Source organism: Paenibacillus sp. FSL R7-0333 (assembly GCF_038000365.1).
Lineage (GTDB): Bacteria > Bacillota > Bacilli > Paenibacillales > Paenibacillaceae > Paenibacillus_AQ > Paenibacillus_AQ silagei.
The window spans coordinates 6,000,759-6,023,435 of record NZ_JBBOBZ010000001.1; the positions used below are offsets into that span (position 1 = coordinate 6,000,759).

At 53.6% G+C, this 22,677-nt stretch carries 23 protein-coding genes; 12 read left to right on the top strand and 11 right to left on the bottom strand.

Features of this window, described 5'->3' with window-relative positions; all coding sequences use genetic code 11:
* Positions 1-20 precede the first annotated feature (20 nt).
* From MKY86_RS25365 to MKY86_RS25375, 3 genes are all read right to left on the bottom strand, one after another.
* The gene (locus tag MKY86_RS25365; RefSeq protein ID WP_076081587.1) at positions 21-2,087 is read right to left on the bottom strand and encodes a peptidoglycan D,D-transpeptidase FtsI family protein; all 2,067 of its coding nucleotides are present in this window, start codon (positions 2,085-2,087) and stop codon (positions 21-23) included.
* Between the two features lie 150 nt (positions 2,088-2,237).
* Positions 2,238-3,377: a transglutaminase domain-containing protein gene (locus MKY86_RS25370; RefSeq protein WP_076081585.1), complete on the bottom strand. Its 1,140-nt coding sequence runs from the start codon at positions 3,375-3,377 to the stop codon at positions 2,238-2,240.
* A gap of 51 nt (positions 3,378-3,428) precedes the next feature.
* Positions 3,429-3,872: a hypothetical protein gene (locus MKY86_RS25375; RefSeq protein ID WP_076081583.1), complete on the bottom strand. Its 444-nt coding sequence runs from the start codon at positions 3,870-3,872 to the stop codon at positions 3,429-3,431.
* A gap of 253 nt (positions 3,873-4,125) precedes the next feature.
* Between MKY86_RS25375 and MKY86_RS25380 the strand changes: the two genes are divergently transcribed.
* Together MKY86_RS25380 and MKY86_RS25385 are read left to right on the top strand one after the other, a co-directional pair.
* Entirely contained in the window at positions 4,126-5,304 is a 1,179-nt protein-coding gene (locus MKY86_RS25380) for an MFS transporter (RefSeq protein WP_076081581.1), read from the top strand.
* 110 nt (positions 5,305-5,414) lie between these two features.
* A complete protein-coding gene (locus MKY86_RS25385; protein WP_076081579.1) occupies positions 5,415-5,774 on the top strand; it encodes a DNA primase in 360 nt (119 codons plus the stop codon).
* Between the two features lie 107 nt (positions 5,775-5,881).
* On the opposite strand, the gene MKY86_RS25390 is transcribed toward MKY86_RS25385, so the two are convergent.
* Entirely contained in the window at positions 5,882-6,499 is a 618-nt protein-coding gene (locus MKY86_RS25390) for an SCO family protein (RefSeq protein WP_143803800.1), read from the bottom strand.
* A 31-nt stretch (positions 6,500-6,530) separates the two neighbouring features.
* The gene (gene cyoE, locus MKY86_RS25395; protein WP_076081577.1) at positions 6,531-7,463 is read right to left on the bottom strand and encodes a heme o synthase; all 933 of its coding nucleotides are present in this window, start codon (positions 7,461-7,463) and stop codon (positions 6,531-6,533) included.
* A gap of 206 nt (positions 7,464-7,669) precedes the next feature.
* Here cyoE and MKY86_RS25400 point away from each other — a divergent pair, with 206 nt between their 5' ends.
* Together MKY86_RS25400 and MKY86_RS25405 are read left to right on the top strand one after the other, a co-directional pair.
* A complete protein-coding gene (locus MKY86_RS25400; RefSeq protein WP_076081563.1) occupies positions 7,670-8,674 on the top strand; it encodes a metal-dependent hydrolase in 1,005 nt (334 codons plus the stop codon).
* 233 nt (positions 8,675-8,907) lie between these two features.
* A complete protein-coding gene (locus MKY86_RS25405) occupies positions 8,908-9,099 on the top strand; it encodes a hypothetical protein (protein ID WP_036701722.1) in 192 nt (63 codons plus the stop codon).
* A gap of 1 nt (position 9,100) precedes the next feature.
* Here the strand turns inward: MKY86_RS25405 and trpS are convergent, their stop codons facing one another.
* On the bottom strand, positions 9,101-10,090 hold the full coding sequence (trpS, locus tag MKY86_RS25410) for a tryptophan--tRNA ligase (RefSeq protein WP_036722062.1): 990 nt from the start codon (positions 10,088-10,090) through the stop codon (positions 9,101-9,103).
* 447 nt (positions 10,091-10,537) lie between these two features.
* On the opposite strand from trpS, the gene MKY86_RS25415 reads away from it, so the two are divergent.
* Both MKY86_RS25415 and MKY86_RS25420 read left to right on the top strand, forming a co-directional pair.
* Positions 10,538-11,509 (top strand): aldose 1-epimerase, encoded by a 972-nt coding sequence (locus MKY86_RS25415; protein ID WP_076081561.1) that lies wholly within the window; start codon positions 10,538-10,540, stop codon positions 11,507-11,509.
* 102 nt (positions 11,510-11,611) lie between these two features.
* Positions 11,612-11,845, top strand: a complete 234-nt coding sequence (locus MKY86_RS25420) for an alpha/beta-type small acid-soluble spore protein (protein WP_036701727.1) — start codon at positions 11,612-11,614, stop codon at positions 11,843-11,845.
* A gap of 114 nt (positions 11,846-11,959) precedes the next feature.
* On the opposite strand, the gene MKY86_RS25425 is transcribed toward MKY86_RS25420, so the two are convergent.
* The gene (locus MKY86_RS25425) at positions 11,960-12,334 is read right to left on the bottom strand and encodes an O-methyltransferase (protein WP_340827879.1); all 375 of its coding nucleotides are present in this window, start codon (positions 12,332-12,334) and stop codon (positions 11,960-11,962) included.
* A gap of 392 nt (positions 12,335-12,726) precedes the next feature.
* The gene (locus tag MKY86_RS25430) at positions 12,727-14,526 is read right to left on the bottom strand and encodes a M3 family oligoendopeptidase (RefSeq protein ID WP_076081557.1); all 1,800 of its coding nucleotides are present in this window, start codon (positions 14,524-14,526) and stop codon (positions 12,727-12,729) included.
* Positions 14,527-14,631: 105 nt separating this feature from the next.
* On the opposite strand from MKY86_RS25430, the gene MKY86_RS25435 reads away from it, so the two are divergent.
* Together MKY86_RS25435 and MKY86_RS25440 are read left to right on the top strand one after the other, a co-directional pair.
* The gene (locus tag MKY86_RS25435; RefSeq protein WP_036722071.1) at positions 14,632-14,823 is read left to right on the top strand and encodes a YycC family protein; all 192 of its coding nucleotides are present in this window, start codon (positions 14,632-14,634) and stop codon (positions 14,821-14,823) included.
* Positions 14,820-15,050 (top strand): hypothetical protein, encoded by a 231-nt coding sequence (locus MKY86_RS25440; protein WP_036722073.1) that lies wholly within the window; start codon positions 14,820-14,822, stop codon positions 15,048-15,050. The genes MKY86_RS25435 and MKY86_RS25440 overlap by 4 nt, the downstream gene beginning before the upstream one ends.
* Positions 15,051-15,169: 119 nt before the next feature.
* On the opposite strand, the gene MKY86_RS25445 is transcribed toward MKY86_RS25440, so the two are convergent.
* Both MKY86_RS25445 and MKY86_RS25450 read right to left on the bottom strand, forming a co-directional pair.
* Complete coding sequence (locus MKY86_RS25445; RefSeq protein ID WP_235191738.1) at positions 15,170-15,874, bottom strand: DUF2225 domain-containing protein; 705 nt, start codon at positions 15,872-15,874, stop codon at positions 15,170-15,172.
* Between the two features lie 29 nt (positions 15,875-15,903).
* Positions 15,904-16,287 (bottom strand): globin domain-containing protein, encoded by a 384-nt coding sequence (locus MKY86_RS25450; RefSeq protein WP_036722077.1) that lies wholly within the window; start codon positions 16,285-16,287, stop codon positions 15,904-15,906.
* Positions 16,288-16,726: 439 nt separating this feature from the next.
* Between MKY86_RS25450 and ylbJ the strand changes: the two genes are divergently transcribed.
* From ylbJ to MKY86_RS25470, 4 genes are all read left to right on the top strand, one after another.
* A complete protein-coding gene (gene ylbJ, locus MKY86_RS25455) occupies positions 16,727-17,998 on the top strand; it encodes a sporulation integral membrane protein YlbJ (RefSeq protein ID WP_076081554.1) in 1,272 nt (423 codons plus the stop codon).
* A 132-nt stretch (positions 17,999-18,130) separates the two neighbouring features.
* Complete coding sequence (locus tag MKY86_RS25460) at positions 18,131-18,928, top strand: NAD kinase (protein ID WP_076081552.1); 798 nt, start codon at positions 18,131-18,133, stop codon at positions 18,926-18,928.
* 172 nt (positions 18,929-19,100) lie between these two features.
* Positions 19,101-20,279, top strand: coding sequence for a stalk domain-containing protein (locus MKY86_RS25465; protein WP_076081550.1), 1,179 nt, complete (start codon positions 19,101-19,103; stop codon positions 20,277-20,279).
* A gap of 34 nt (positions 20,280-20,313) precedes the next feature.
* Positions 20,314-21,765 carry a S41 family peptidase gene (locus tag MKY86_RS25470; RefSeq protein ID WP_076081547.1) on the top strand — a complete coding sequence of 484 codons (1,452 nt, stop codon included), beginning with the start codon at positions 20,314-20,316 and terminating at the stop codon, positions 21,763-21,765.
* A 146-nt stretch (positions 21,766-21,911) separates the two neighbouring features.
* Here MKY86_RS25470 and MKY86_RS25475 read toward each other — a convergent pair whose 3' ends face one another.
* Complete coding sequence (locus MKY86_RS25475) at positions 21,912-22,589, bottom strand: YutD-like domain-containing protein (RefSeq protein ID WP_083685449.1); 678 nt, start codon at positions 22,587-22,589, stop codon at positions 21,912-21,914.
* Positions 22,590-22,677 lie beyond the last annotated feature (88 nt).

The window sequence follows — 22,677 nt, forward strand, 5'->3', positions numbered from 1 at the left end:
TCTACATCAAAATAAACCGTTTAATCCACCCTTGACTCTGGCACATTCTTCTTAGGGACTCCATCCAGTCCATACTCCTGATCATAGGCTTCAAAGATCTGGCGGGCTACCGGTGCTGCACTGTTCGCTCCAAAGCCTCCTTCCGGAATAATCACGGCCACCGCAAGCTTAGGATGCTCACGCGGAGCATAAGCAATGAATACCCCGTTGTCACGGATGGCCCCGAAGGCTTCCATCTCAGAGGTTCCTGTCTTGCGGGCGAAGTCATACGGGAATCCGTCAAACGCCTTAACCTTAGTATTCATCCCGCGCTTGATCTCCTTCCAGTAAGAAGGGTGAAACGTGATGCTGTCCAGGACTTCCCGTCCAAATTGCTTAACCATCTTGCCTTCGGGATCTGTAATCTTACTGACGAGCTGGGGCTTAATCCGCACGCCTTCATTCGCAAGTGTTGCCGTATACTGGGCAAGCTGCAGTGCGGTGTATTTCCCCTTCTGGCCGAAGGAGGCATAGACCAGCGCCGCTTGGGCAGAGCCTGCCTTCTTGGGATCAAGATAATCGGCAACCCCGGGACTTTCACCGGGAAGCCCGCTTTGCGTAGATACCCCAAGCCCGAATGCCTTCATATATTTATCCCATATGGCAATGCCTTCTCCCGGATACTTCTTGTACAGGGCATTACCGACCCACTCTACCATAAAAGCATTCGAGGATTCCTGAATCGCCTTCGCCGGACTAAGCGGGCCCAGGACATGGCCGGAAGAATTCCTCACGGAGGAGCTGTTATCTTTACCGAAATAACCAATCCCTTTATCCATGTAAGTATCACCGGTAGTGAATAAGCCTTCTTCCAGACCGATCAGGACGCTTAACGGCTTAATCGTGGAACCCAGGAAGATTAATGACTTCAGTCCGTTGCCGGAGATACCGGAAGAAATATCGGTAATCGCCCCATTCTGATAATAGTCCTCAATTTTGGCCCACACTTCTGTCGGCAGCCTCTCGGCATTCCAGACATTCGTATCATAGTCCGGCATATTCGCCATTGCCACTACATTGCCTGTATCGACTTCCATCGCAACGGCATAGCCGGTGAGCGCATCCTTATGAAGCTTTCCCTGTACAGGGTTACGGTGCAGCCAGTTGAGCTGATCCATAATCGCCTGTTCTGTTCTCATCTGCACCTGCTTGTTAATCGTCATCCAGATATCGTTGCCCTTGACGGGCGGGACCAACGCGATAACCTCTTCGGCCATATTCTGGGCATTGACAGAGATCGTCTGATACCCGTTCTTCCCTCTAAGCTCGCGCTGGTATTGCTGTTCAAGACCATAGATGCCGACGAACTCATCTTCCCTGTAGCTAAGCCCCGGATCTGCACCCGTTTGTTTCATGGCGCTGCGGATATTTTTGTATAAATTATATCCTGTTTCTGTAGAACGGAATTGCTTCATATAGCCCACCGTTTGGACGGCCACCGTGTCCTTGTCATAATGGCGGATACTCTCCTCCACAACAGACACCCCGGGATAACGCTGCCTGTTCTCCATCAGATGGGCGACTTCCTTCATCGTAAGACCGGTCTTGATCTTGCGCGGGACATACCCCAGTGACTTCTTATATTCAAGATCAAGCAGCAGCAGGATATCCTCCTTAAGCAGCTTCTTCGCAGAAGGGTCACCATACTGTTCAAAAACGGATGTCAGTCCCGCCACCAGCGCCTTCGTATTTGCCTTGGCTTCAGCGGTGGGTTCATATAAGCCGGTGTTCTTATTCTTGACCTTCGCGGTGTATTCCTTGGTTAACGTAACGAATAAGGACTGAATCGGTGTGGAATGGGCAATGTCTTCCCCGCCCGCCGCGTGAATAGTCCCCCGGATCGCCGCAAGCGGAACATCCTTGGTCTCCCGGCTGGCCTCCACCTCGCTAAGCTCGGGACTCTCTACAAACTGCAGTCCCGCAAGCCGGATCATAATGATCACAAAAATTAAAAAAGTGCCGAAAAAAAACAGATTTATGCGTAAGCTCTGGTAGTTGCGGGTCTCTCCATTGCCCGGGCCGGAGCCCGGCTTACCGAACCATCTCACAGCAAGTCCTCTCCTTGTATGGTTTGCAGTGCTGCTTATCCGTCAGATCAAGGGCAAGAGCTAACGGTACCGTCCTTTGAAAGGACGACACAGCCGTTACCACTTGCCCGCTGTTATTGTACCATAGATACAAGAGCGTCCGCTTCCTCCTCAGAGGATGTTCTCCTTGATATGCGTGGAGTCGAAATCCCCCGGATTGAACCAGTTGCCGCTGCTGGCCCAGGTGGAATCGAGCGGAATCCAGGCTGCGCTGCTGCTGATATAGACCTCATTCCAGGCATGCGGGCCATAACCGCCTTGACCGTCATAGCCTTTGCCGGTGACGACCCGAACCTGAAGACCTTGCGAGCGGGCCATCATGGCATAGAGCCGTGCGTAATCTATGCATACCCCAAGCCGCGTATCCATCGTATCCTGCGGGGTCTGCTCGTGCCAGATCCGACTCTCTTCATAATTCTTCGCCTTGTTATAGTCATAGGCAATACGCGAGCCTACCCAGTCATAGAGTAGCCTGGCCTTCTCTTCATCGCCGCTTGCTTGTCCGGCGATTTCTTCGGCTGCACCGGCAATATCCGCCGAAATATCATGGTCAATCACCTCATATTTACGACGGAGAATGTCACTCATCTCGGCGGCTACCGCCTTGGTCAGCACCGGGAGCTTGCCTCTGACCTGTTCACCGGCCAGCGGCTCAAATACCGCTTCCGCGCTCTGGCTGTAGACCGGTGATGATTGCACATAGCGGCTGAAGCCGCTGTCCGGGTTCAGGGCGACACTGATGAACAGGACAAAGACCAGCACCATGGCCCGGGTAAGCCCTGCGGCGGTGCCAAGCACTGCCCCGACCAGCCGGCTGGCGCCTGTGATCCGCCCCGAACCCCTCCCGGACTGGCGCGGCAGGCGGAACGGCAGCAGCAGGAACAGCAGACCCAGCAGCAGACGAATCAAGGTATAGCACAGCAAGAGCAGCAGCAGAAACCGCACTACCGGTGAATTCGCCAGTACAGAGGCACCGGTATAATATAGTTGCTGCCATTGGCTTAGCTTGTCCTCCGGCGGAGTAATGCCGGAAGCCCAGTTCCCGGCAGCAGGCGAGAGGTATACGGCTGCGGGAATCGCCATCACCAGCGAAGCTGCCGCAAGCACTCCTGATCCGAGCATACCGAACAGCCCTCCGGCTGCTCTGCGAAAACCCCGGCCCCAGCCCTGCAGTGCAGAGAAGAGGACTATCAACAGCAGAACAATGGAGATGATATTGGCTTCACGAAGACTTTCTATCCAGCTATTCAATGAATCACTCCTCCTTCTGCTGCTGCAGGTAACCCTGAGCCCGCTGCACTATTACTTGCCCGCCTGCTTCCGGGCTTCGTCGATGAAGGTCTTGGTTGTATCCGTAACGCTCCACTTCCCGAGGCTGACTCCGCGGAAGACCACTTCCACCTTGTCCTCTGCGGCGGAGCCCTTCACCTCCAGATTAGGAGTAGTGATGGTGAAGGTGCCGTCACCGCCAGAGGTATAGACCGCCTCCTGCGCTTCTTTGAGCATAACCTCCTGCGCCTCATTCTTCAGCGTACTGACCGTCCCGTCCGCCACTTTGTTAACGGCATTACCGATCTGATCCATGGTTACCCCGCTATAAATGAACAACCCTACCACAATAACGACGACGATAGCCCACTTCAGCATAGTCTTAACGATGTTAACGACTGCGAACAGCAGAACAAACGCAATAACGATAACAAGCCAATTCTCTCTGATAAACTGTGACCACACTTCCGGATTCATCAATTTCACAACACCCCAATCGCAAATTTCGCCACTCCGGGACGCTGTCCCGTCAGACATTTCATTAATATTAATTATTATACATGAATGACCCTTATAATTCATGGTTGCCGGAATGCAGAACTGCATACAGGGGCTGGCCAAGAAAATGGTATAAGCCCCCGCTGCCGCACGTAAAGTACAAGTAGGCTGTTCCCTCTGCTGGAATCCGTTCCGTCATCAGCGGCTGGCCGCTAATCTGGAGGTGTTATCCGTGAAAACTGCAATGTGGCTGTACCTCTTCATGTTCCTGGCGTTCTTCGATTTACATGCCCAGTACCCTATCCTGACACCCTTTGCCATGTCCCTGGGAGCGGGCCCGGCCTTCATCGGCTGGATGATGGGGATGTATTCCCTGACCCACCTCCCGGGCAATCTGCTGGCCGGTGTACTTGTAGACCGCAACGGCAGCCGCCGCTATATCGTATTCGCCCTTACCGTAGCGGGGCTGATCCTGCTTCTGCAGGCGCATGCCCAGCTGCCCTGGCATCTGCTCCTGCTGCGGGCAGCGAGCGGGTTCGCCCTGGCGTTCCTCTCCCCTGCCTGTATGACTCTCTTGGCGTCGCTCTCGTCTGACCCTGCGACTCAGGGTAAATACATGTCAGGCAACGGAATTATTCACACACTGGCTTCGGTCGTCTCCCCTGCCGCCGGAGCCTTCATCGTCGCCAAAGCCGGTTACTCCGGCACGTTCAGTACATTGGGTTGGCTCCTGATCTTCACCGGTGTGATGGCCTTCTTCAGCGTGCCGAAGCATAATCCGGCCCTGGCCCTGCATAAGCCTGCACTCCCGGTGAAGGAGAATCTGCCGCCTGGGGCGGCCGCTGCTGACCGACCCTCTGTCTCCAGGCGTTATTATCTGCTGCCCTTCTTCGTATCCTGCTCCCAGGGCGTGCTCTTCTTCGAGCTTCCCCTGTCACAGGGACAGGACGGAATGGTCTCCACCGGAATTCTGCTCTCCCTGCTCAGCCTTGGGGCGCTGGCGACCCTCTGCCTGTTCTTCCTGAACCGCATCTCGCCAGGCATCCGCATTGCCGCTGCTTTATTGGGAATGGCTCTCTGCTTCTTCACCCTGGCTGCCTTCCGCAGCATCCCGGCGGGAGTGGTTCTCTTCCTGCTCGGCTCTGCCAAAGGCGTGCTGTTCCCCGCTATGGCCTCCCTCTTCATCAGCCTGGGCGGCGCAGGACGGCTGGGCCGGACCTTCTCGCTGCAATCCATTGCCATGTCCCTCGGGGCCTTTGCCGGACCCGTCGCTGCCGGACAGCTAAGGGAGTACGTGTCCCCGTACTTCATCGCCTTCGTCCTTCTGATGACAGCTCTTATGCTGCTGCCTCCGGGCAGATCCGGCCGTCTCTCTTCCTACGCTCCCGGCTGGAACAGCCCTGCCGCCTGAATGCGACATTTCCCGGGGAATGAATACATATTGTTCCGCCCGGCTGTTAAAAATAGCGCAGCTTAGGTACAATATCGTCATAACAACTAAGATCCGGGGGCTGATTGCATATGTCCATCACCATTATTGTCGAAGGCAAGAATGACCGCAGCAGACTGAGGCGGCTGCTTGAACCAGAGGTCGACATTCTGTGCACCTTCGGTACGCTGAATACCCTGAAGCTGGAATCCCTGCGGAATACCATCCGGGACGGGGAAGTCTACTTGTACATGGACAATGACAGCTCAGGCAAAAAAATCCGCGCAGTGCTGCGCGACGCCTTTCCCGATGCCGTTCATATGTATACCCGCAAGGGCTATGCAGGCGTGGAAGGAACTCCGGATGAATATAACATCACCCAGCTGGAGAAGGCAGGGCTTGAAGACTACATTATCTACCCCCAGCCGTATCCTCAGGGAATAGAAGGATAATTCACCGTATGAAGCATATATATTCTTAACCATTCATCACAAAACGAGGGTGCCTTGTGCAGCAGCTCCACTGCTCCACGGACACCCTCGTTTATTTCATGCCTATGCTATTCACGGGCCAGCTTCTTCACCGTTCTCGCCAGGAACTCCGGCGTTACATTCTCCGTATCCCCGGCATCATACAATCCCCGGAGCTGGTTGTTCTTATCCACCAGACCAATGAGGTTCGCATGGGCGAAATCATCCTTGCTCGTGCCGTAGATCAACACCTTGAAGGATTCCGCTGCGAGCTTACGTACCTGCTCCTGATCCCCGCGCAGGAAGTACCACCCGCTGTAATCGGCATGGAACTTGTCGGCGAAGGCCTTGATCGCTTCCCGGGTATCATTCTTCGGATCGAAAGATATCGAGACGAATTCAACGTCCTTGCCGAAGCTGCCATCCTTAACCAGGATATCCTGCGTCTCTGACAGCATATAGGTGGTAATCGGACACACATCGGGACAGACGGTGAAGAAGAAATAGACCAGCCTTGCCTTGCCGGCCGTATCCGCCAGACTGATCTGCTTCCCGTCCACATTCTCCAGGGAGAAGTCCTGTACCTGACCGATGACCGGCAGCTTCTCACCTCCGAAATCAAATGATTTGACTGCCAGATAGACCGCCATAATCACTGCAAGCAGCAGCAACAGCCAGGTCCATTTGTAACGTTTCAAGGTCTGCACAGGACACCTTCCCCCTCTATCCTAAGAATGCTTACACATGAATGGTATTGAGCACGAGGGCAATCAGACTTAACGTCAGATAATTAATAGAGAAGAGGAAGCTTTTCTTCGCCCAGACCTCATCATCCTTTGCCTTGAATCCGATGAGGGTTAAGTAGAGCCAGCCAACCGACAAGGCCAGTGATACAATCAGATAATAAATACCTGCATAATCATAGGCATACATCAGCACCGGCACCGGCAGCAGCAGCGCCACATAAGGAATCATCTGGAATTTGGTGCGGCGCGTCCCCTTCACAACCGGAAGGAGCGGGAATCCTGCAGCCCGGTATTCCTCCTTGCGGCGGATGCCAAGCGCCCAGAAATGGGGCGGCTGCCACAGAAAGAGCATTGCAAACAGCAGCCAGGCGCCGAGATCCACTGTTCCTGTAACAGCCACATAGCCGATGACAGGAGGCATGGCTCCCGAGATCGCACCTACCGAGGTGCTCCAGGTAGAGGTTCTTTTGAGCCACAGGGTGTACACTACAACATATACGAACATGCCGACTATGCCGAACAATCCGGCCAGCACGCCGCAGAATGCGAACAGTACGGCCAGCCCGGCAATGCCGAGTCCAATGCCATAGATAAGTACTGTTGTCGGCTTCAGCCTGCCTGTAGGCAGCCCGCGTTCCCGGGTCCGTTCCATCTTCATATCCAAATCGCGGTCAAAATAATTATTGAAGACACAGGCTGAAGCCATGACCAGCATGGTGCCGAGCAAAGTCAGAATCAGACGGCCATACTGTACATCCCAGCCTGATGCCACCCAGTAGCCTGCGAAGGCCGCAATCAGATTGGAGCGGATAATGCCGGGCTTCGTAACGGTAATAAAGTCGCGCCAGCTTGCACCTTCCGGTGGAGACTTGGCAGACATTGATGCGGAATCAGAAGAAGCTTGATATCTCAATTGATTGTCCACGTATCGGGTTCCTCCTTCTAGGGAACTTCTTACACTCCGCTATTAACTTTATCATAGCAAACTGGGAAAGACTTTGACAATCATTGACCAAGATGTTCATTAATTCGACAATTACGTGACGATATTTATTTTCCCGTCCTTAAATAACTTAGCCCAATAATGGGTAGTTATTAATAGAGAACTTCCGTACAAAGGAGATCTGACTAATGGATACTGCCACACATTTTGTTATGGGACTTGGACTTGCAGGTCTGTCCTTCGTCGATCCGCTCGTCGCTTCGAATGGAACGCTTGCCGGAGCGGTGATGGTAGCTACTGTACTGGCTTCTCAGGCACCGGATGCCGATACCGCCCTGCGTCTGAAGGATAACGCGGTATACATCCGCAATCACAGGGGGATCACCCATTCCCTGCCCTTCTTACTGCTGTGGCCGGCATTGATCACCGTGGTCATCGGGCCGTTGTTCGGCTTCACGGACCTGAGGACCTTAAGCCATATCGCACTCTGGAGCTTCATCGGCGTTGCCGTCCATGTATTCTCCGATCTGTTCAACACCTACGGGACTCAGGCCGCACGCCCGTTCACCGAGAAATGGATCGCCTGGAACATCATCCATATTTTCGATCCGTTTATCTTCGGCAGCCATGCAGCGGCGATTATTCTCTGGATCAGCGGACTGGTGCCGCCCGCTCCCCTGTTCATCACCTTGTATGCCTGCATCGTCTTGTACTACATCTGGCGGACCCTCGTTCATGCCCGCATTACCCGTAACATCAAGAACAAGGATGTTCACCATAATGCCGGCGACCGTTACTATGTGATCCCAACCATTTCGCCAACGCGGTGGAATCTGGTCAAAGCCAAGCCGGACGGCAGCTACAATGTGGGGCAGCTGAACAGCGGACGGCTGGAATGGTTCAAGCATGCGGTGTGCTCCACTCACCCCGCTGTCGAGCGTTCCAAATCCCATCCGGATATACAGGCCTTCTTGTACTTCACCTCGTACGCTGTCGCGGAGGTGGAGGAGCTGCCCTCTGGTTATATTGTACGCTGGGGAGATGTCCGTTATTTACACCGTAAGCAATTCCCGTTCGTGGCTGTCCTGGTCATGGACCATGAGTATAAACCGCTGAATACTTATGTCGGCTGGCTGAGCAGCGAGAAGCTGGATGAGCGCTTCGCCATTGATCCGGGAACTGTCAAGCTGTAGCATGATTAGCAAACGATGATCACCATGGAGAGGGTTGCCCCGGAAGCCAGGAAGGAAATGGCTGCCTTGGGCAACCCTCTTGACGTCAGGGACCGCATAAGGCACAATCAACAACAAAAGCGGTTACAGTCCAAAGCCTGTTTACGCATTCTATACGTAAAATCCCGGCATGCTGCGAGGCACACCGGGATTCACTTGTACACTATTTGAAGCAGAAAGGAAGGCTGGAACATATGGGTAAAGGTCTGTCACTGTGGTTCGCCTGCTCTTCAATTCTACTCCTCACAGCAGCTTCCATCTCGATCAGCTATAACATTTGGCTGGCGCTGCTGCTCGGCGCGCTGTGCGTGCTTAACATCGGCTGGGGCTTCATCGTCAAGGCCAGGCTGAGACGCAAGGCGGAGAGCAACCAGCCTACCCCTTAACTTAACGGGTAGGCAGGAAGCCCATCCGTTCCTTCACGCCCTCCAGGGTACGGGCGGCACTTATACGTGCACTTTCAGCACCCTGAGCCAGAATATCGCTGAGCATCCCTGAGCTGCGGATGTCCTGATATCTTTGCTGGATTGGCTCCAGCAGCGCTACGACCACTTCAGCCAGCTCTTTTTTGAAGCCGCCGTACATTTGGCCTTCATATTTGTCGGCAATCTGCTGCAGGCTCATTCCCGAGCACTCTGCATAGATGCTCATTAGATTGCTGATCTCCGGCTTAGCCGCCGGGTCGAAAATAACCTCACGGCCGGAATCCGTTGTGGCCCGGCTAATCTTTTTGCGGATTACATCAGGCGGGTCCAGGAGTCCGATTCTGCTGCCGGGGTTGGGATCGCTTTTGCTCATCTTCTTGGTGCCGTCATCCAGGGACATGATCCGCGCCCCGACCTCCGGAATGTAAGGCTCAGGGACGGTGAAGAAGTCACCGAACCGGTGATTGAAGCGTCCCGCCAGGTCACGTGTCAGCTCCAGATGCTGCTTCTGGTCTTCGCCTACCGGTACCAGATCCGCATTGTAGACCAGAATGTCGGCGGCCATCAGCGACGGATAGACGAACAGACCTGCGCCTACGGATTCTTTGCCGGCCGACTTATCCTTGAACTGTGTCATCCGTTCCAGCTCACCCATGGCAGTGAGCGTAGTCAGAATCCAGCCCAGCTCGGCATGCTGCGGCACATGGGACTGCATGTAGACATGCGCGATCGATGGATCAATGCCTGCTGCCAGATACAGCGCGGCTACCGATTCCGAATTCTCGCGCAGGGCTGCGGGGTCCTGGGCTACCGTAATGGCATGCAGATCGACCACCATGAAGTAACATTCGTATTCCTTTTGAAGCTTGACGAAATTCTTGATTGCCCCGATATAATTACCGAGTGTGAGTGAACCGCTGGGCTGTATGCCCGACAATACTTTTTTAGCCATCCTCTTATCCTCCATCATCATTATAATTGTCCGCTGGTGCAAGGAACGCAAAAAGGCCCCACATCCGCAAGGGACGTGAGACCGTGGTACCACCCTTATTCGCTGCCTGGAGTCCCCGGAGGGATCTATGCAAACAGCCTTGGCTTCCGTTAACGGGGAAGAGACGGCCGGTCTACTTAGGGCTTATGCAGCCTGTTCGAGCGCGGCGCTCAAGGGTCCATTCAGTCAGAGGTGCACCACCGGTTCACATCAGCCACCGGCTTTCTGGAGGTACAGTCCATGCTTACTTGTCCCTGTCATCGCGTTACCTGTGTTAATTGATGCCTCCATCATAGATCGGCCCGGAGAAGTTGTCAAATCCCTAACCTCCGCCGGATAAATCTGGTATGATAAAGGTATTCGTGTGTATGTAATCTGATTACAGCTTATCAAAGGAGCATATCTCTTATGAAACAGGTGACCAAAGGGCAATGGAACGGTTATGATACGTATATTTTGCATAGCCGGGAACTGGAAGTCACGCTTCTGCCCAGGCTGGGTAATAACGTAATTTCATTATGGGACCGCACCATGGAGCGGCAGATCCTCCGTCAGCCTGAAGAAAGCGACTTGGCATCGTATATGCAGAAGCCTTATCACTTCGGCCTCCCGCTTCTTGTGCCGCCTGGCCGCATACGCGGCGGAAGCTTCCTGTTCGACGGCACAAGCTACCAGTTCGACCGGAATGCGGGAGAACATCATATTCACGGGCTGCACCGCGCCCAGGCTTGGTGTGTCAGTGATATTGAGGAGGACGAGTTCGGCTGTGCGGTCACCACTGAGTTCATAACCACAGATGATCCGGAGTGGATCAGACAATTCCCTGAGCCGCTGAAGCTTGAAATGACCTTCCGGCTTCAGGATGACCGGCTGCAGCAGACGCTCAAGGTCACTCATCTCGGCAGCAAGCGTGTTCCTTTTGGCGCAGGCTACCATACCTGGTTCATGCTTGACGGAACCCCGTCCCGCTGGAATGTTACCCTTCCTGCCGGAGCCGTCTGCGAGCTGAGTAAGGATCTCCTGCCTACCGGACAGCTATTGCCGCTCGGAGAGCTTACGAGCCTGCACACCCGGCTGAATCTTCAAGGTGCGGACCTGGATACCGTCCTGCGTATAGCAGAGGGCCAGCCTGCCGAGGCCGTGCTGATGCGCGATGATGGATACGGGCTGCGTTACTCAGCCGATACTGACTTCTTCCGCCACTGGATTCTCTATACCAAAGGCGAGGCCGACCAGTTCCTGTGCATTGAACCGCTCACCTGGCTCCCGGATGCGCCTAATCTCCAGCAGGACGCCTCCGCTACCGGGCTGATCACGCTTGAACCCGGACAGACGCTGGTGCTGGGGGGCACCCTGCAGATGATCTACCCGGAACAATAAATTTCATAATAATTACCATCCTATAAAACTTCAACATGCGTGCATGAATTCTCCCTCCCGCGCTCATACTATCTTCACAACGGGCGAAGGAGGTGAGCACACATGGGTCAAGCAGGTCAACAAAGTCGTGGTAGCCGTTCTAACAACCTGGTCGTTCCTCAAGCGAATGCAGCGCTGCAGCAGTTGAAATATGAAGCAGCACAAGAGCTTGGAGTAACTATCCCGGCTGACGGTTATTATGGGAACTATACTTCCCGCGAAACAGGTTCTTTGGGAGGATATATCACCAAACGTCTGGTGCAACTGGCAGAGCAACAACTGTCCGGTCGTTCGTAATCGCTACCTTATCTTTACAAACCGTCTAAGCCGTGAGGCATAGACCGAGCAGCTTCACAGCCCTCCCGCGCTTCTCGTCGAAGCGCAGGGGGGCTTTTCTATATGTATATAGAATCAGCCGAAGGATTGATCCGAGACATCGCCGTGGCTGTTGCGCGGATAGCGGATCATCAGATTCGCCATATTGTAATTGGACTCCAGCGTGGCATCCACCACCACCATCCCCTGGCGTACAGCAAATTCATAGCTGATCTCTCCATGTGTCCACCGTTTCTTATATTTCAGGCTCTCCAGCGCCATGACGCGGAATGAGGATTGCTGGCCTGAAGTCAGCCCCTCCTGCCCGGCTGCGAAGCTTCCGCTGCGTCCGGCGAGCGGATTGTGGCGGACCCCGAACTTGCCGATGATATTATTCCTGATCTGTACAAATACGGTCCCTGAATTCAGTCCTGACAATTCCTCCTGCAGCTCATGAAATACCAGATCCATCTGTCTTGCAAGCGATAATTGTTCCGTCCTCACATGCATTTCCTCCTAAAAGTCTTGTGGGTGATGCAGCCTCATGGCTCTGCCTCACACAACACTTGCTTCGTAAGCAGTTGTTTGAATTTTGTGGGTCTAGCAGCGCTTATATAAGGCTTTAGGCTCATTATAGGATACTAATTAAACACGCACAACATTATTCAACATAATTGGGTTATAATCCCTATAAATGCGCAAATTATTTAGTATTAATAGCAATATACAAACTTTTGTCGCCATTTATCGACAAATAAACAGCATAAAAAGACCCCTAAACCGGGGTCTTTGCACATTCACACCATATTCAACCGCTATCATTTTACTGTAAAAAAACAATTCGTCTCATTTTCGACAAATTCTTAGCCGCGTTGTTCCGTCATTTCCAGGAATTCATTAATATCGGCAACGATTAAATCTGCAGCCCCCTGCCAGAAATCCGGCTTGGACAGATCAACGCCCAGATGCTTCGACACCAGATCCTCCAGCGTCATCACTCCGGTATCCTGCAGCAGGCTGTCATATTTACCGGCAAAGGAAGCACCTTCCTCAAGCGCGAGCCGGTATAGACCGGTGCTGAACATATACCCTACCGTATACGGGAAGTTGTAGAACGGCACATCTGTGATATAGAAATGAAGCTTGGACGCCCAGAAATGAGGATGATATTCGGAAAGAACCCCGCAGAATGCTTCCTTCTGGGCTTCCTCCATCAGCGCGGACAATTCCTCACTGCTTACCAGACCTGCCTTGCGCTTCTCATAGAAGCGGGTCTCGAACAGGAAGCGGGCATGGATATTCATGAAGAACGCCACACTGTTCTGGATCTTCGCTTCAAGCAGCGCCAGCTTCTCCTCACTGTCCGTCGCAGATTTCACCTGCGCATCCGACACAATGACCTCCGCGAAGGTGGAAGCCGTCTCCGCCACGTTCATCGCATAGTTCTGGTTGAACAGCGGCTGGTCCTCCAGCAGGAAGGAATGATAGGCATGGCCCAGCTCATGTGCAAGTGTGGATACATTGGACGGCGTACCGCTGTAGGTCATGAAGATGCGGGATTCCTTGCTCTCCGGGAAGGAGACGCAGAAGCCCCCCGGACGCTTCGCGGCCCGGTCTTCGACCTCGATCCAATCCTTGTCGAAGGCGCGTTCGGCGAAATCCGCCAGCTTCGGACTGAATTTGCGGAACTGGGTCACGATGTCGGCGGCTGCCTGTTCATAGGGAATTTTGCCGGAGGACTTGCCGACTGGCGCATCCACATCGACCCAGGCGAGTGATTCCAGACCCAGAATTTCCGCCTTGCGCTTCAGATAAGATACCAGAGCAGGCTTGCTCTTCGTGATTACATCCCACATGACATCCAGGGTCTGACGGGACATACGGTTGATGCCCAGCGGCTCCTTCAGCACATCCTCCCAGCCGCGGCCCTTGTACAGCTTCAGGCGGAAGCCTGCCAGATGATTCAAGGTATCTGCACAATAGTCGGCCGCCCCACCCCAGGCTTCTTCCCATTTGCGGAACATCGTACTGCGGACCTCAGGATTCTCATCCGCCAGCTTGTTGAAGGCTTGCCCGGCAGAGAGCAGCTTCTGCTCCCCGTCTTCTTCACAAGGAATCTGGATCTGTCCGACAATCGTCTCATAATGCTCGCTCCAGCCATGATAGCCGTCAACGGCAAGCTCAAGTGCCAGGCTCTCCAGCTCCGGACTCATCTTCTCACGGGCCAGATTCCTGCTCTCACTGAGCACGAAATTCAGCGGGGCAATCTCCGGCCGGGCCATCCACTCGGCCCATACCGCGTCAGAGGTCTGCCGGAGCACGTTATCGAAGGCAGAGCTGATGCCCTCATAACCGGCGCGCAGCCCCGTTACCTTGGAGGACAGTCTCACCGCCCCTTTGTCGAGCTGATTCTGTGCACCCAGACAGCCGGCGAATTCCGAGGCCTGTGTAAGGCGTCCGGCACAGCTCTGCAGCAGCTCAATGACCGGGTCCAGCCCCTTCGTTGAAGCAGCGTCAGCCGGTGCGGCAGCGGCAGCCACCTGTGCGCGCAGGCGCTCAATATCGGATTCGAGCTGGCTCAGGAAGCTCTCAAACTGCGGGGAGGCAGAGCCTCCCGGAAAAATCGATTCCAGCTCCCATGTCAGTGATAACGGTTGTTTCATATATACTCACCATTCCTTCGTTATAGAGTAGTTTTCTTTGTATTTGCGGTACAGCCATGGTAAAGTGAATCATGATACTCCACTAATTGTAAGGAGGGCATCCTGATGAAGCCACTGCAAATATCGCCGGAGACGGCCATCACCTTATCGAAACAACTCGGCGTTCCGCTGGAACACCTGATGCATATGCCCCAACATATCCTGCTGCAAAAGATCGCTGAATTATCCAAGAAAGCTGCTAGCGAGACCCCCGAAGGCAGCGTGCCTGCTCCCTCTGACGAGAAGGACAAGCAATGATCCCCTTCAGCCATACCTGGCCTTATGACATTATTCTTGGCGACATGTACGTGCAATACTGCCCCTTCTGCGACCATGAGAATGTTCTTCTGCCGATGAAGCCGCGGGAGCTGCAGCACGTGCGTGACGGCAAAAAAAAGCTGCTGGTCTTTCCCTGCTGCAGTGCAAGTCCCACCGTCATTGATAATGACAATGACTACTTGTTGTTTGACCGGGCGGTCCGCTAAACGCGGTTGCCGGCAGTTCGCCCCGCTTAAGCGGGCAGAGGCGTAGAAGAGGCATCCCTTCTACGCCTTTTTGCGTTCCGGTATACCGGATAGACACTCTAACACCCTCACTCCGCCTTCTATGTACCTGCGGGAAGCCCGTCCGGATCAACGTCCAGCCCGCGCATCTGCTCACGCAGAATGGCCCATTGCTCGCGCGAAGCCCGGATCATGGCCGCGTCCGTAATCCGCTGGTCATTAATGACCCTTGAGAACCACCGCACAGCAGCGGCGAACTCCCCGATCCGGCGGTTCAGCTCACCAATCAGATACATCAGCCGCGCATCATTACCACCGGATGAATCATTCTCGAACACCTTCACATACTCATCCAGCGAATAGGCCAGGAAACGCTGCTCCTGCACCGAATCCCCTTGATAACGGTACAGCCAGGCAATATGGTGAAGCAGGCTGGCTATAATACGTTCCTTGTCCTTAATGCTCTGCGCACAGATCAGCGCCAGCTTGTACGTCTCCAGCGCCTCCTCCCAGCTACGCTTCTCTCCGAAGTCGCGGGCTTGCCACCGTCTTCCTACTTGTGCATCGAAGGACTTGCGCTGCCAGTCGGCCAGCTTGTCTGCAGAATTCTCCGTGGAGGCAAAGCCGCACTTTGGACAGACCCGAACCACATAATAATCGGGATTCTCCGCCTTGTAATAGGAGCAGAAGTCCGCATCGCGGCGGATAGCCTTCTTAAGGCTGGGACGTACTCTTGAGGTTGAAAATTCATGTTCACAGTTACAGCAGGTAACCTTAATCGAGTAAAGCGGTATTAATTCCGGCACGGGTGCCCTCATCCTTTCACAACTACACTTTATTCATGGGGCATATTGACAAAATGATGGGCGGGACCCGCCAGCCGGCTCAGGACAAACGTACGCAGGGACTCCTCCACACCAATCTCCTCCAGCGCCGCCTTCATGCAGGCGAGCCAATCCTCCGCCAGAGCAGGAGTGATGGGGACATGCATATGTCTGGCTCTCATCATGGGATGGCCGTGCTGCTCGGAGAACAGGGCAGGGCCTCCAAAGAATTGACTCAAGAACTGATATTGCTTCTCCAGCACCGGAGTAATATCTTCAGGGAATAACGGGCTGAGCTGCGGGTGAAGCTGTACCTTGGCATAGAACACAGTCACCAGACGGTGAATTCCCTCAGCGCCTCCCAGGCTGTCATACAGGCTCTCTTTCGGATTCATTTGGAGGTTTCGCCTTCTTCCATATTAATCTGATAAGCAGTTGCTTATCATTATACCAAAAAACAGGCTGCACAGTTATCCCTGCCTTAAGACATGCCTGCTAAGCCTATGAAAATAAAAATTTGAACAAAAAAAGGCGCCAAACCGGAGTTCAGCGCTCGTAAGCTAATCAGTATGTTCTAAAATCTTCATCACCAGGCGGGACAAGGGAGACCCGGATCACATATACAAAAGCACAAACGAGCACTCCGGCAACTACACTCATCACCATCACTCCATCCCTGAAAATCTATCTCAACAAGATGTGCATTAATTAAGTTTATAATACCATAATTTCAATGAAAAAGCACCGGTAAATGTAACCGTTTTCCTCGTTTTTTTGTGCTGTTTGTCCAGCTTTCGGCATACAACTAAGCATAGAACTGGAGGCGAGAAACCGATGACTCTGAACAAAATCGCAAGCCCGCTGCTCGGGATCGTGCTGGCGGGCTGTATGCTGCTGATGCTGGTCCATCCCGCCAGCTCCCTGGATGCGGCGCTGCGCGGGCTCGCCGTCTGGTGGGATGTGCTGTTTCCCTCGCTGTTCCCATTCTTCGTCATCTCTGAAATTATGCTGGGCTTCGGCATCGTCCATCTCTTCGGCGCTCTGCTTGATCCGCTGATGCGCCCGCTCTTCAATATACCCGGCAGCGGCGGCTTTGCCCTAGCAATGGGATATGTATCAGGATACCCTGTCGGCGCGAAATTAACCGCCAAGCTGCGCGAGCAGGGAATGATCAGCAGAATCGAAGGCGAGCGGCTCGTCGCCTTCACGACCTCCTCGGACCCGATTTTCCTGCTGGGTGCGGTCTCTGTCGGATTCTTTCACGATGCCTCTCTGGGGCTTGTGCTTGCCCTTGCCCATTACGGGGGAGGGCTCATCGTAGGTCTGCTGATGTCCTTCCATGGCCGGGGCAGGCCGGAAGCAGCAGCTGTGAACACCGCCCTCCCCCATTCAGGCAGCTCTTCTGCATCTTCGGAAGGACAAGGCCCCGGCAGGCTGCGGACTGCCCTGAACGCGATGGCACATGCGCGCCGGGTAGACGGCAGAAGTCTCGGCGAGCTGCTGAAGAGTGCCATTACCTCCTCACTCCAGCTTATTATTGTTGTCGGCGGCCTGGTTGTCTTCTTCAATGTGCTGATGGAGCTGCTCGCCCGTGCCGGCGTAATGTCCGCCCTGTTCAGCATGACCGGACGACTGCTGTCGCTGGCCGGCTTCCCGCCTGAGCTCTCAGCCGCCTTGGTCAGCGGCTTATTCGAAGTGACGCTCGGCGCCCGGTCGGCTGGTGAAGCTGCCGGAGGCGTACCGCTGCAATTCAAGGCTGCGGCGGCAGCGTTCATCCTCTCCTGGGGCGGCTTGTCGGTTCATGCACAGGTCGCCAGTATCCTGAACGGTACCGGACTGCGCTATCTCCCGTTCATGGCCGCCCGCCTGGTGCATGCCCTGCTCTCAGCGGTTCTGCTTCTCCTGCTCTGGAAGCCGGTAGTCAGCTCGGGACTGGCCGGTCAGTGGTCCCTACTGCCCGCCGCCTCCGGGCTGGCCGCTCCAGAAGCCGCTCTAATCAGCAGCATCAGCCTGCTCTGCCTTCTGCTCGCAGTCATGCTGGCCCTGTCGCTGGTGGTCTTTCTGCTGGGGAAGCTGTGGCGGCAATCTTATGCGCACCGCAGCTAATTCGATATGCCACGGCTCTATTGATGCAGCACTGAAGCGGATTCCGGCTTTTCACAGCGCTAATATTGTGTTCCGGGTCAAGATTGATTATGATCGGTGTATGACTGAATTACACAAAGGAGCCTGTACACCTTGAGATATTATGTTCTGGACCGCGGAGATGAATTATCCATCCAACTAGCGGAGCAATTTCACAAGCTGGCGCAAGGCCGGAATCTGGAGCTGGATGCCAAGTCACCGGAAATCGTGATCTCGATTGGCGGTGACGGCACGATGCTGCACGCTTTTCATACGTTTATCGATCAGATCCCGAACCTCGCATTTGTAGGCGTGCATACCGGCCATTTGGGCTTCTATGCGGACTGGCAGGCCGAAGAGCTGCCGTCCTTGATTGATTACATGTGCGGAGAGGTTGGGCCGCATAAACCCCGCATCGTACAGTACCCGCTGCTCGAACTGGAAATACATAAGAAATCCGGCTCCAGCAAGCACATTGCCCTGAACGAATTCACCCTTAAGGGCGTGGACGGGACGGTTGTGATCCAGGTGGATATTAATGATGTGACCTTTGAGATGTTCCGCGGGGACGGCCTGTGTGTATCCACACCTTCCGGCAGTACCGCTTATAACAAAAGTCTGGGAGGTGCTATGGTACACCCCTCGATCGAGGCGCTGCAGATTGCTGAAATTGCCTCCATTAATAACCGGGTATTCCGCACCATGGGCTCGCCGCTAATGCTGCCTAAGCATCATCACTGCGATATCTTCTCGCGCAAGGATCAGCGCCTGCTGCTGACCATTGACCATAATAATATTCCGGTGGATGATCTGATTTCGGTACGTGCTCAGGTCGCTGACCACAAAATCAGCTTCGCCCGTTACCGCCCTTTCCCGTTCTGGAACCGTGTCCGAGAGGCCTTCTTGGTCTAGTTAGTATTTGCCGATAAAGCCGGAGATGCCCCCGATCTCCGGCTTTATCATGCCGGCTGACGGCAACTCTATTGAGCCTGGAAGTAACCCTTAGAATAAATAGACAGACGGAATTTCCAAATGGTATAATGGTTCTATTTTACAAAGTTTTCTATTTGAAGGAGCGAATCTATTGAGGAAATTAGTATCCCTGCTAGGCATCAGCCTGCTGGCTCTTGTGCTGGCGGTTCCCGCTTTTGCCGCAGACAAACCCATTAAAGTGTATATTAACGGCAGTAATCTTGCCTTCACAGCAGGTACTCCATATCTGAAGAATAATACGGTGCTTGTGCCTTTCCGCGTTGTTTTTGAGAAGCTTGGCCTGCAGGTGCTGTGGGACTCCAAGACGGGCACGGTAACCGGCACCGGAACAGGGCTGGATATCAGCCTTAAGGTAGGCAGCAAGCGGGCCAGCGTCAACGGAACCGTCAAGCAGCTTACAGTCGCTCCTGTATCGAACGCCGGGACCACTTACATACCCTTGCGCTTCATTGCCGAAGCCACCGGGGGCACAGCGGTCTGGGATGCAGCCAGCCGCAGCGTGAAGATCACCGTATCGCCGTCCTCCGCCTCCAGTGAGCAGGAGATCAAGGCTATCATTCAATTAGCTAACCAATATTATAATGAAGAGAAGGCCAGCAGCTTCTATTCGCTTGTCGATGCAGGGGCAGACAAAACGGAAGCTGTAAGCAATATGAATGCCCAGTTCGAGCTATATGACATCAAGAACACGATTGAGAGTCTTAAAGTCCTCAGTGTTACAGGTAATGAAGCTACAGTCTATACTGTCGAAAAAGCAGTACGAACCGGCGGTTATTATACTCCGGATGAGCAGTACGAATATTTATATACACTGATCCGTCAAGACGGCGCGTGGAAGATCTCCGAAATGGAGCTGCAGGAATCCTCTGTGCTGCTGACGCGCGAACAAGGCATGAAGCCCGCTGTGCTTCCACAGGGCGATCAGACCGGGATTAAGGATACGCTCAGCAAATACTACCAGGGTATGAATGCCCGCAATGCAGATGCAGTCCTTGCCGTGATGACCTCGTACGATAAGGAAGAGGATGACTCTTACAAAGAGGAGCTGCGTGATTATTTCAAAACCTACGATCTGAGCTATGCGCTGTCTTCCTCCAATGTCTTCTATTACACTGACTATGAAGCCGCAGTCTATACGGAAGTAGTGATTACGGACGGTGAATCGAAGGAGACCTATACCCAGTCTCTGATCCTCCTGCTCTCGAAGCCGGAGAGCGGTGCCTGGACGATCGACACTACTTATCATATCGGCTTCGACGCGCAGTCCTAAATTCAAAAATTCATCTAAAGGATGTAATGAACTCATGAAATCAGCCAAAATCGTTACCGCACTCTTAAGCGGCTGTCTGGCACTATCCATCGCCTGGGCCCCTGCTGCTTCAGCGGCAGATGCTGCTGCCTCTACAGAAGCGGCGCAAGCCTCGAAGACGGAGATCATCAATGAAATAATGCAATATCTGGAGTATTACAATGTTGAGGGTGTGGACCAGGATACACTTATCCGCGGTGCAATTGACGGTATGGTAGGCACATTGGAAGATCCTTATAGCCAATACTTCACGAAGGAGGAGGCTGCTGACTTCGGTCATCAGGTCGATCTGGAATATGTCGGCATCGGTGTCCGGCTGATGTATACGGCCAAAGAGCTATATATTGAAGAGGTCATGAGCGGTTCACCGGCCGAGGCCGCGGGGCTAAAGCGCGGCGACTCCATTCTCAAGATCAACGGGGTGCGGGTGGCTGATACGAACGGCGATGAGCTGAGCGGCAAAGCGGGTACGAAGGTCTCTCTGCTGATTCAGAGAAACGGAGCTAACAAATCCTATACGGTAACCCGCAGTGAAATTGCTACAAGCTCCGTGACCAGCAAGATGCTTAGCTCTAAAATTGCTTATATCTCCATCAACGGCTTCACCCAGACTGCCGATGAGGAATTCTCCGCAGCGCTGGACAAAATGCGTTCAGGCGGCATGAAATCGCTGGTTCTTGATCTGCGAGATAATACGGGCGGTTATATGGACAGCGCCCAGAATATCGTCTCAAAGTTCATGGATTCTGGCATTATGATGTACACCTCCGATCAGACCGGTACACTGAAGCCGGTCGCAATTACGAACGGCAGCAAGATCGGCGTGCCTGTGGTCGTATTGACCAATGAATATACGGCCAGCGCCTCCGAAGCCTTAACCGGTGCACTTCGTGACAACAAGCTGGCTACAGTTGTAGGCACGCGCTCATACGGAAAGGCCCGGATTCAGAGCCTGATTCCCATGTCCGGCGGCGGCGAGCTGAAGCTGACCACCATGAAGTATCTGACTCCGAACAAGGAGGACTTCAACCATATCGGGCTTGCGCCTGATATCGAGGTCAAGGGCAAAACTGCCCAGTTGATTACCGCTCTGCAAATTGCCGGTATGAAAGAGATTGTCGCGTCTGGTGACCATCATATCCTGGATATCAACGGCACTGCTTTTGCCGGAAATGTAGGTCTGATCAAGCAGGGCGATAAGGTGTATGCTGCCTCCCGTGTCCTCGCCGCACTAGTGGAGAATGAGGTCTCCTGGGATGCCAAGAATAAAAAGGTAATGCTGACCACCGGCGCCGGTAACGTATTCGGGTTCACCCTGGCCTCCAAGGAGGCGCTGTTCCAGGACGGAGAGTCCTTCATCGAGCTGAATGCCTTCAAGAAAAAGTTCCCTGCGCTCGTATGGAGCTACAATGCTTCACTGAAACAGCTGAAATTAGCTGTTAAATAGAATCGTCAGAGGTTTTTCGCATACCTTTGGCCCGTGCCCTCTCGCCCGCCCATAGAATTAGAAAAAGCCCCTTCAGCTAATGTGCTGAAGAGGCTTTTTGAGTTACATTGAGATCCGGGGGTACATGCTGTCCCCTTGGCTATCGTCTAGTTGTCCTGCTTGTTCTGGTTACTATCCTGTCTGCTCTGGTTGTCCTGCTTCTCCGGTCTATCCTGCTTATTCTGATTCGCCTGCTTGTTAGACCGGTTGGAATGGTTGTCTTTGTGTTCTCTGTTCTGCCGGGCATTATTCGGTTGGCCTTGCTGGCCTCTGCCCTGGAACTCTTTATGGTTCTTCTTGCCCTGGCCTTCTTTGTTGCGGTGATTGCGGCTCTGGTGCTCACGCACCGGTCTGTCTTTGGTTACATGCTCCCGGCCTGCACCCTTCGTCTGCGGCTCCCGGTGTTCTTTTACCGTTACCACCTGTTCAGCATCCTGCTCCAGATCTTCGTCTAGCTCCGGCTCCGGGATTTCCTTGATCAGAATATCCTTGAAGCTTCCCTCCTGCGGGGACTCATTCAGCTTATGCAGCACAAAGTACGCACAACCAAAGTTACAGTATTCGTTAATATAATCCACCATGCCTGAGATGGCCGTGTCCCGGTTCACTTTAGGGTGATTATCCCGGTAAAAGCCTTTGAGGCGCAATTGGCTGTAGCCCCAGTCACCGATGATATAATCGTACCGGTCCAGCACTTCGCTGTATCTTCCGCGAAAAGCCTCAGGGTTCCAGCCATCCTTATGATCGAGCATCAGCTCGTAACCTTTTCCACCTATAACGATCAAGCGTGTGTCGCCTGCCTTTCAATAATATCTAGGGGGGGCGTTGATAAGCAGTCATTGCGCGGGATTTTGAATTTCCGGCCGCTGTTGT

Bases quoted from the DNA above. Each gene is read 5' to 3' on its own strand.
- MKY86_RS25375 (WP_076081583.1), bottom strand. From the start codon at position 3,872: ATGAATCCGGAAGTGTGGTCACAGTTTATCAGAGAGAATTGGCTTGTT.
- MKY86_RS25385 (WP_076081579.1), top strand. From the start codon at position 5,415: ATGTCCATCACCATTATTGTCGAAGGCAAGAATGACCGCAGCAGACTG.
- MKY86_RS25400 (WP_076081563.1), top strand. From the start codon at position 7,670: ATGGATACTGCCACACATTTTGTTATGGGACTTGGACTTGCAGGTCTG.
- MKY86_RS25405 (WP_036701722.1), top strand. From the start codon at position 8,908: ATGGGTAAAGGTCTGTCACTGTGGTTCGCCTGCTCTTCAATTCTACTC.
- trpS (WP_036722062.1), bottom strand. From the start codon at position 10,090: ATGGCTAAAAAAGTATTGTCGGGCATACAGCCCAGCGGTTCACTCACA.
- MKY86_RS25415 (WP_076081561.1), top strand. From the start codon at position 10,538: ATGAAACAGGTGACCAAAGGGCAATGGAACGGTTATGATACGTATATT.
- MKY86_RS25420 (WP_036701727.1), top strand. From the start codon at position 11,612: ATGGGTCAAGCAGGTCAACAAAGTCGTGGTAGCCGTTCTAACAACCTG.
- MKY86_RS25425 (WP_340827879.1), bottom strand. From the start codon at position 12,334: ATGGATCTGGTATTTCATGAGCTGCAGGAGGAATTGTCAGGACTGAAT.
- MKY86_RS25430 (WP_076081557.1), bottom strand. From the start codon at position 14,526: ATGAAACAACCGTTATCACTGACATGGGAGCTGGAATCGATTTTTCCG.
- MKY86_RS25435 (WP_036722071.1), top strand. From the start codon at position 14,632: ATGAAGCCACTGCAAATATCGCCGGAGACGGCCATCACCTTATCGAAA.
- MKY86_RS25440 (WP_036722073.1), top strand. From the start codon at position 14,820: ATGATCCCCTTCAGCCATACCTGGCCTTATGACATTATTCTTGGCGAC.
- MKY86_RS25450 (WP_036722077.1), bottom strand. From the start codon at position 16,287: ATGAATCCGAAAGAGAGCCTGTATGACAGCCTGGGAGGCGCTGAGGGA.
- ylbJ (WP_076081554.1), top strand. From the start codon at position 16,727: ATGACTCTGAACAAAATCGCAAGCCCGCTGCTCGGGATCGTGCTGGCG.
- MKY86_RS25470 (WP_076081547.1), top strand. From the start codon at position 20,314: ATGAAATCAGCCAAAATCGTTACCGCACTCTTAAGCGGCTGTCTGGCA.